Source organism: Brachybacterium sp. AOP42-C2-15, from assembly GCF_052377065.1.
Classification (GTDB): Bacteria; Actinomycetota; Actinomycetes; order Actinomycetales; family Dermabacteraceae; genus Brachybacterium.
Genome location: NZ_JBQSWK010000064.1, coordinates 1 through 8,992, shown reverse-complemented (window position 1 = coordinate 8,992; position 8,992 = coordinate 1). Strand labels below are relative to the sequence as shown.

Sequence of the window (8,992 nt, the reverse complement as noted above, 5' to 3'; positions counted from 1 at the left end):
CTGCTGATCCACGCTGAGCCGGTACAGGAACGCGGCGGTCGCGTCACGGTTGGTGGCGTTCAGCGGCCGGTAGGTCCCATCGGTCCAGCCGGTGCTGATCCCCTCGGATTTCATCCACGCGATCTCCGTGGCGAACTGGGTGTTCGCCGGGACATCCTTGAACACCGCCGAGGTCGGATCCGCGAACTCCGGTGAACCGGCGTAGCGGTACACGAACGCCGCCATCGCATCCCGCGCGATCGGGGTGGTGGGACGGAACGTACCGTCCGACCAGCCCCGGGTGATGCCCTGCTGGTAGGCCCAGATGATCGCCTCGTAGTGCTCGTCTCCCTCTTCCACGTCGGTGAAGGGCTCGGTGCGCGGTGCGTCCACGTGGGGGGATCCGGCCAGGCGGTAGAGGAACGCGGCCATCGCGTCGCGGTTCACGGGCTGCAGGGGACGGAAGGTGTGGGTGCCGTCCTCCTCCTCCCAGCCGGTGGAGTAGCCGTTGCTCGCCATCCACATGATCTCGGTGTGGAACATATTCGACTCGGGCACGTCGGTGAAGGTCAGGACGCCGCAGTCCTCGCCGCCGACGGCCGTGACCTCGTGGGTCACCGCGGTGCCGGTGTCGGGGGTGGCGGTGATCGTCAGCGCCACCTGCTCGCCCTCGGCGACGCAGAAGTCCTCGCCGAGGTCGACCTGCGCGACCAGGCGGCCGCTCTCCTCATCCACCGCGATCGGGGCGGTGAAGGTGCCGAGCTCGCCGGCGTCCACGCTCACCTCGGTGAGCTGCGGAGCACCGAGGCTCTCGGACTCCAGGCCCGCCAGGCGCAGCATCGGGGTATCGCCCTCGATGAGCTGCGCGTCGAGCTGGCGCTGGGAGTAGTCGGGGGCGAGATCCTCGTTCGCGGCGAGGTACTCGACGAAGGCGTCCCGGTCCAGCACGCCGGTGTCGCCCACGTTCTGCGCCCCGGTCAGTGCCCACATGTTGTCGCCGCCCTCGAAGAGGAAGCTCGCGGTGACGATGGTGTAGACGGCGTCGGGGTCGACGAGCTCGCCGTTGACGCGGATCTCGACGATGCGATCGTCGAGCTCACGGCTGCTGTCGAAGACGTACTCGACGTTCTCGGAGACGCTGAAGGCGAGGAACTGGCCGGTCTCCGCACCGTCCTCGTCACGCTGCCACTGCTCCTCGAGCATCTGCTTGAGCTGGGCACCGGTGAGGTCGCCGGAGTTGAGGGTGTTGCCGAAGGGCACCATCCCGTTGGCCTCGGCATAGGTGACCACGCCGTCGCCGTCCTCGCCGTTCGCGTCGTACCAGAGCTCGGCGCGGATGCCGCCGGGGTTCATCCAGCCGATGACCTCGTGCTGCTGGGTGGCGCCGCGTTCCTCGAGGTACCACTTCATGGAGTCGGCGAGCATGTTGCCGGCCGCGGAGTGGCGGGCACGGTTGTCGCCCTTGGTGATGGACTGGTTGGTGACCGGGTCGAGCGGCTCCCGGATGCCCTCGTCGTCGTACTGGGCCTTGTCATCGTTCCAGGAGGTGGTGATGTCTCCGGAGACGGAGCCGACCGGCTCTGCGCCCAGGACCGCGGCGTCGCTGATGGCGTCGGCGGCGACCTTGGCGGCGGCGTCGAAGGTGGGGATGCCGGCGCAGGCGTCGAGGTCGGCGTCGGCGGTCGGGATCAGCCGGGTGCCGTCCTCGGTGGCATCCCAGTCGCCGTCCGCGCCGAGCTCGAGGGTGACGGCGCCGAGGTTCACGCCGCTCGCGCCGGTCTGGACGATCGGGCGGACCTCGCCGTCCTGGCCGGGGACCGGAGCGTCGAAGGCATAGGTCTGGTGCGAGTCGCCGTTGAAGATGACGTCGGCCTCGGCGGAGGTCTCGTTCACGATCTTGTCGAAGATCGGATCGGTGTTGGTGGGGGCGCTGCCTGGCTCGCCGCTGCCGCTGGCACCCTCGTGATAGGAGACGACGAGCACGTCGTACTCCGTGCCGGAGGTGTTCAGCTCCTCGATGGCCTGGTTGACGGAATCGACCGGGTCTCGGAACTCGAGGCCCTCGATCGCGACGGGGCTGACCTTTCCGATCGTCTTGGTGGTCACGGCGCCGACCACGGCGACCTTCACATCGCCCGCATCGACCACCGCGTAGGGCTCGTGGAGGCGCTCCCCGGTGGCGGTCTCGTGGACGTTCGCGGCGAGGTCCGGGAAGTCGGTGCGGGGCTCGATGCGACCGGTGAGGTCGGCGCGGCCCTGGTCGTACTCATGGTTGCCGATCGCGGTGGCATCGACGCCGAGGGCGTTGAGGAAGTCGATCGTGGGCTCGTCATTGGCCACGGCCGATTCGAAGGCGGTGCCGCCCACGTTGTCGCCTGCGGAGAGCAGGGCGTTGTTCGGGCTCTGCGCCTGGACGGTGGCGATCGTGCAGGCGAGGGCGCTTCCGGCTCCGAGGGCACCGTGGAAGTCGTTGATGCCCAGCAGGCTGACCTGGTCACCGGTCTCAGCGGCAGCGGCGGCGCCGAGGGGGATGACGGCCGACGCGAAGGCGACCGCGGCGGCACCGAGGCCGACGGTCGCACCGCGCGCGAGGCGGCGGACAGGGTTGTCACTCATGACGGGCTCCTGAGGAGAGGGGGATGGCCGGGGTGTGCTCCAGCTCATCTCACCCCATCGGATCGAGACACGCCCGGCGTTTCACGATCCCGTCGGGCACCGTCATCCGATGTTCACCTCAAAGCCCAGGCAGGCAACCTGACGTGCACTGACGGATCCCCGAATCGTGACCTTCCCGTGATTCTCGCGGCGGGGCCCGCTGCGTTCGGAGCGGGTCCCCGCTGCGTTCGGTGCTGCGTTCGGGGCTGCGTTCAGGGCGACGGTCCTGGAGCTGGTCGGGGTGCTGGTCGGGGTGCTGGACCGGGTGCTGGTCCGGGAGTCAGCCAGGCAGACGGGCCCTCAGCGCAGAGCCCTGCCGGAGCGTCGACCGCTCCTGGCCGCGCATCGTCTCGTCTCCCACATCGGGACCCGCTGCGCCTGGGACCGAGGTCCCGATGTGGGTAGCATCGGTGAAGGCGTCCAGCGGTGCGCACCGTGGGCTGCACTTCTCGTCGCGCACGATGAGTGATTGCCCCGCGCCGCCCCGTTCCGCTCGCCGCGCCACGGCCTCCGCTCTCTCAAGGAGTCATCCCATGGTCATGCCTTTCCTCAGCCGCCGCCCCACCGTCCCCGCGAAGGACGGCGCGAGCTGGCCGCACGTGGTCATCCTCGGCGGCGGCTTCGCCGGCGCTCACGCAGTGGGCGCCCTGCGCGATGCGCGGGTGCGGGTCACCCTGATCGACCGCAACGTCTACAAGACCTTCCAGCCGCTGCTGTACCAGGTCGCGACCGCGGGCCTGAATCCCGGTGACGTCACCATGTTCCTGCGCGGCCTCTCGCTCAAGGTGCCGAACATGCGCTACCGCCAGGGCGAGGTCGAGGGCGTCGATCCGGAGCGGAAGATCGTGCGCCTCGACGAGGGCCAGAGCGGCCAGCAGGAGATCGCCTACGACTACCTGATCGTCGCCAACGGTGCGACCACCACCTACTTCGGCACCCCCGGCGCCGAGGAGCATGCGATGCCGATGTACACCCGCGCCCAGGCGCTCGCGATCCGCGACCGGATCTTCTCGGAGCTGGAGCGTTCGAGCCGCGAGGTCGGGCTCGGCCGCGGCCACGACAAGCTGCATGTGTGCATCGTCGGCGGCGGGCCGACGGGTGTGGAGATCGCCGGCGCGCTGGCGGACTTCCGGACGCAGGAGCTGGACATCCTCTACCCGGAGATGGACCCCGGCACGCTGCAGGTCACCGTGCTCCAGCGCGGCGACGAGGTGCTCAAGGAGTTCTCCACCAAGTACCGCCAGTACGCGGCCGACGAGCTGCGGGATCGCGGCGTGGTCCTGCAGCTGGGCCGCGGCGTGAAGGAGGTCGGCTACGACCACGTGGTGCTCGATGACGATTCGATCCTCGAATCCGACATCACGATCTGGGCTGCGGGCGTCGCGATCCCGAAGATGGTCTCCGAGTGGGGCTTCCCCCAGGACAAGCGCGGCCGCCTCGATGTGGACGACTACCTGCAGGTCAAGGGCTTCCCCGGGGTGTACGCCGCCGGTGACATCGCGGGCCAGGACGAGCCGCTCCCCCAGCTCGCGCAGCCGGCGATCCAGACCGGCCAGGCCGCTGCCCGCGCGATCGCCGCGGAGGTCGCCGGCAAGCCCCGCAAGAAGTTCAAGTACACCGATCTCGGCACCATGGCCACCATCGGCCGTCACGCCGCGATCGCGGAGATCCCGGTGCTCGGCGGGCTCTCCGGCTCGCTAGGCTGGGCCGCGTGGCTCGGCGTGCACATCACCAAGATGATCGGCCACCGCAATCAGCGCGCGGTCGCGATGAACCTGGTCTCCCTCTACAGCGGCAGCCGCGCCACCCATCAGCCGAACCCGGTGGTGGGCGAGGTGAACTCGCTGCGCGCGGCGCGCATCTTCGAGGAGCAGGCCGCGCACCGGCTGTTCGGCGCCGGGGCCGGGGCCACCCGCACGGCCGACAAGGTCGCCGCCGAGAACGCCGAGGGCGCCGCCGACGTGGTGGAGCCGACGAAGGACTGAACCGACGACGTACTGACCTGCCGACTTCGGCGTGCCCCAGGACCGCTGTGACAGCGAGCATCGGTCCTGGGGCATGCTCAGTGCGGGCAGGCTCAGACTGCCAGCTCTGCTGACTACGGCAGGCGCTTGCGGATCGCGTCGGGCCATTCGAGGCGCACGCCGAGCCCCTCGCTCAGCAGGGTCTGCAGCTCGCCGGTCAGCTCGGCGCTCTCGTGCACGGCTGCGGGATCTGCGCCATGGCGTCGGCAGATCTCGGCGAGCGCGCCCACGGCCTCGCCGATCGACCACTCCACAGGGTGGAGGCGGTAGGCGCCGTTGGTGATGTGGGTGGTGCCGATGTTCTTGTTGGCCGGGAGCAGGTTCTCGACGTCCTTCGGGATCAGCGCGCCCAGCGGGATCTGGAACGGGAAGCAGTCGATGTCCACATAGTTCCGGGCTGCGGTCGAAGGGTGCAGGTCGATCCGGTAGTGCCCGGTGCCCACGGAGTCCGGGAACTGGGCGGATCCGGTGAACTGCCCGCGCATCTCACGGCCGATGTGCTCCTCGGTGATGGTGAAACGGGCCTTGATGCGGCGCGCCTCGCGGATGTAGGCCTGGCGGGCGAGCCCGTCGGTCGTGCCCATCACGTCTCCGCGCAGCCGCAGCTCGGGGTAGCCCTTGCCGCCGTGGGCGGCATCGGTGCGCGGGGCCTCCGTCTGCAGCCAGTGGACCAGGGAGAGGGTGAGCTGGCGGGCCTCATGCTCGGCGAGCGTGCGCTGCTCGGCATCGACCCCGAGCAGCGGGAGATCCCAGTAGTCGATCTGGGGCCAGTTGGCGAGGGTGACCTCGCCGCCTGGGGTGTCCGGGTGCAGCTGGGCCCGGGAGCGGACGCGCCGGTAGTGCCAGAGGTCGTTGGTGCGTGCGGTCTCCTCCTGGTCAGCCGGATCGCCCACGAAGAGAGAGCGGTGACGCACCTCGAGGGTGATCGGGTGGACGTCGGAGAAGGAGAGCTGAGGGCCGGGCCAGAAGTCCGGCACGACGCTCGCGAAGCGGTCGTAGAGCTCGGGGCGCGGCACCAGCTCGTCGTGCCCGGGGGCCCATTCCAGGGCGCAGCACCAGGTGATGGCCTGCTGGTCGAGGGGGTCCGCGACCTCCGGGGCGTGGAGCTCGCCGTGCTCGCTGCGCGCTTCGGCACCGATCACATGGTCGATCTCGCCGAGGGCCAGCAGGTCTCCGAGCTCGGTCGCGTCCACGATCAGCGGCGCGCTCAGCCGGGACTGCTCGCCGGTGCACAGGTCACGGACCACCACGGCGCTGATCCGCGTGCCCTCGCGCTCGACGGCGACCGGCTCATGCTCGCGGAGCCATTGCAGGCGGCCGGAGGAGAGCAATGGGGAGACCATCTCCTCGAGCACCAGAGCGCCGACGCGCGGCTCATGGCATAACCGGGAGACTCCCCCTGCCCCCGGGTTCAGCAGCGGATCGGCTGCCGCCTCCGCGGTGAGCGGGAAGTTGCGCCGGTAGTGCTCGCGCACCCGCTCCCGGAACTCTGCGTAGCTCGCCGAGTTCGGGTGGGACTCGACCCACGCCGACTCGTCCGGCGGCACGCCCTGGACAGTGAGCTGCCCGCCGAGCCACGGATCGGCTTCGGTGAGCAGCACCTTCAGCCCGAGCCGGGCGGCGGTGAGGGAGGCGGCGACCCCGCCGAGGCCGCCACCGATCACCACCAGATCGGCGGCGCGCTCGGTGAGCTCGGGGGCGGTCTGTCCGGGAGAAGGCATCGTTGCGTCCTGTCGTGGTGCTTGTGGTGGTGTGGGAGTGCGCGGGGTCATCCCTCGAGCATCGAGAGGGTCCCCAGGTGGTGTGGCAGGCATTGCACGGTCTCGTGATGGTCGCGCGGCAGCTTGCCGTCGAGGATCCCGCCGAGCACGGCGACGCTGCGGATCCCCGCCTCGCGCTTGGGGATGATCAGGTGGGACCAGCTCGCGGCGCGGCCGCTGCGCAGCGGAACCTCGAGGCAGGCCGCGGAGAAGTCATCGGGGATCCGCAGTCCGGCGCGGGAGACGGCCCGTTCAATCGCCTCGGCGACCTCAGGGTTCTCGGCGAGAATCGCGGTGACACCCTCTTGCTTCCACCGCCTGATCAGCTCAGGGGTGACCTCGGTGAGGGCTGCGATGGAGGTCTCGTCCCCGCGGGTCGCAGAGGCGAAGGCGGCCCGTCGAGCGAGGGAGGGCAGTCGTTCGTTCTCATCCTGGACATAGCCGAGGCGCCGGTGACCACCCCGGTGGAGATCGTCGACGATCGCGCGCACGGCACGGTCGTAATCGACCGCGACCCAGGCCGCCTCGGGCACCGGGTCGTACTGCCCGATGCTCACGAAGGGATACTCCTCCTGGGCCAGCCGGGCTAGTTCCCCATCGTCACGGTGCATGCCCAGGATGATCGAGCCGTCAGCATGCTGGAGCCTGCTCGCCCCACCGGCGTAGATGCTGCGTCGCCCATCGACCTGTTGGGTGGAGGTGAAGAGCACCAGGTCCTGCCCGTGATCTGCGGCCCCGACCTCGATGCCCACCAGGAATTCGTGGAAGTACTCATCGGGTCGTGCAGGGAAGACGGGCTCGTAGGTGAAGACGCCAACGAGCCCGCTGCGGCCGCCGCGCAGGGAGCGGGCCGCCGAGTCGGGGACATAGCCGAGCTCGTCCATCGCCGCCCGGATCCGCTCCTGAGTGGCGGCGGACACCCCGCCTTCGGAGGCGCGCCCGCTGGCAACCAGCGAGACGGTCGCCTGCGACACCCCGGCGGCCCGCGCGATGTCGCGTTGACGTACTCGCATGAACCCCTCCTGTTTCGTATAAGTAGCGTTCGGCCACTGTAGACCTCCGCCTCCCGACACTCAAGACCCAGGTCAGATCCTCGGAAACGGTTGACCTCGACAGTAGAGCCTGCCTATGCTCCCGATCACAGCCGATACGTATGAGCATCTGATCGGCTCCACGTGACAGCACTTTCCACACCCTCCTCGAATGGACCAGGAGCGGTGCAGGAGACTCGCCGACTGCTCCGAACGCGCTACAGCACCGATGCACCCTTCGTCGATCGGCTCCTTCCGTCGACAGCGAACCGAAAAGAGGACTCACCGTGATCCAGCCCCGCAGACGCACCGCCCTCAAGGCCTCCGCCGCGCTCCTCGGCGCACCACTCCTCCTGTCCGCCTGCGGCGGCGAAGGCGGAGGGGGTGGCGGGGAGGACGACGGCGGTGACCTGACCCTCTGGTTCCCCGGAACCAACCCCGCGGAGCAGGACTTCATCAACGACGTGGTGATCCCTGAGTTCAAGGAGTCTTCCGGCCGCGGCGCCGTCGCCACCTTCATCGATTGGGCGGACATGTCGACCCGGCTCAACGCCGGGTTCTCCTCGGGCACCGGCCCCGATATCTTCGGGCACGGTCCCGCTGCGGTCGCGGACCTGGTGAGCTTCGACCGGGTCGAGCCGCTGGACAGCTACCTCGAGGGAATGGACGACTCGGATCGCGCTGACCTCCAGGTGGGCCTGGACAGCGGGCTCGTCGACGGCGCGCATTACATCTTCCCGATTGCGAGCACGGGCCGTCAGGTGGGCTACAACGCCGCACACTTCGAGGAGGTGGGGCTGGATCCCGAGAACCCACCGACCACCTTCGAGGGCCTGCTGGAGGCTGCTAAGGCGCTCGCGGCGCGCGACGGCGATCGGCTCACCCGGGCCGGAATCGTCTTCGGGACACCGCCGGCCAGCATGCAGCAGGCGTTCACCACGATGCTCTGGGCCAACGGCGGGCAGATGTTCACCGAGGACAACACCGCCGTGCAGTTCAACTCCCCCGAGGGCGTCGAGGCGCTCGAGTGGTACGTGAGCCTCTACCAGGGAGACGAGCCGGTGGACAACGGGCTCGGCGGCACCTGGGAGGGACTGCCGCCGGCGCAGTCGCCGTTGATCACCGAGGACACCTCGATGATCTTCGCCGATCCGGCAACTTTCACCCAGATCATCGCCGCCGCCCCCGAGCTGGATCTCCGGTTCATGGACGTGCTCTCCTTCGAGGGCAACGAGCCGGCGGCCTTCGGCGGTGCCGCGACAGGGCTCATGATCAATCCGGACAGCGCGAAGAAGGATGCCGCTTGGGAGTTCCTCGCCTTCTTCGGCAGTGCCGATCTCGGCAACCGCTATGCCGAAGAGGTGGGCCACGTCCCGGCCCGAGCTTCCGCGGTGGACAGCGAATATGTCCAGTCCAATCCCGCGATCGCCGAAGCTGTCGAGAACAGCGAGAACTTCCGCTCGAACCCCAACGTGCCCGGCTGGACCCGGATCCGGGACACCCTGGGCAGCTACCTCGAGCAGGCGCTGAACGGACAGGGCAC

5 protein-coding genes are annotated in these 8,992 nt (G+C 69.3%); 2 read left to right on the top strand and 3 right to left on the bottom strand.

The window, feature by feature from the left end:
- Positions 1 to 2,595, bottom strand: a 2,595-nt coding sequence (locus ACT3SQ_RS18420; protein ID WP_444601559.1) for a 5'-nucleotidase C-terminal domain-containing protein, incomplete at its 3' end; no start/stop codon positions are given.
- A gap of 572 nt (positions 2,596 to 3,167) precedes the next feature.
- On the opposite strand from ACT3SQ_RS18420, the gene ACT3SQ_RS18415 reads away from it, so the two are divergent.
- The gene (locus ACT3SQ_RS18415; RefSeq protein ID WP_441446103.1) at positions 3,168 to 4,619 is read left to right on the top strand and encodes an NAD(P)/FAD-dependent oxidoreductase; all 1,452 of its coding nucleotides are present in this window, start codon (positions 3,168 to 3,170) and stop codon (positions 4,617 to 4,619) included.
- A 113-nt stretch (positions 4,620 to 4,732) separates the two neighbouring features.
- Here the strand turns inward: ACT3SQ_RS18415 and ACT3SQ_RS18410 are convergent, their stop codons facing one another.
- Both ACT3SQ_RS18410 and ACT3SQ_RS18405 read right to left on the bottom strand, forming a co-directional pair.
- Positions 4,733 to 6,379 carry an FAD-dependent oxidoreductase gene (locus ACT3SQ_RS18410; protein WP_444601558.1) on the bottom strand — a complete coding sequence of 549 codons (1,647 nt, stop codon included), beginning with the start codon at positions 6,377 to 6,379 and terminating at the stop codon, positions 4,733 to 4,735.
- A gap of 47 nt (positions 6,380 to 6,426) precedes the next feature.
- Entirely contained in the window at positions 6,427 to 7,431 is a 1,005-nt protein-coding gene (locus ACT3SQ_RS18405) for a LacI family DNA-binding transcriptional regulator (RefSeq protein ID WP_441446105.1), read from the bottom strand.
- A 305-nt stretch (positions 7,432 to 7,736) separates the two neighbouring features.
- Between ACT3SQ_RS18405 and ACT3SQ_RS18400 the strand changes: the two genes are divergently transcribed.
- A partial coding sequence (locus ACT3SQ_RS18400) for an ABC transporter substrate-binding protein (protein WP_444601557.1) occupies positions 7,737 to 8,992 on the top strand: 1,256 nt, incomplete at its 3' end.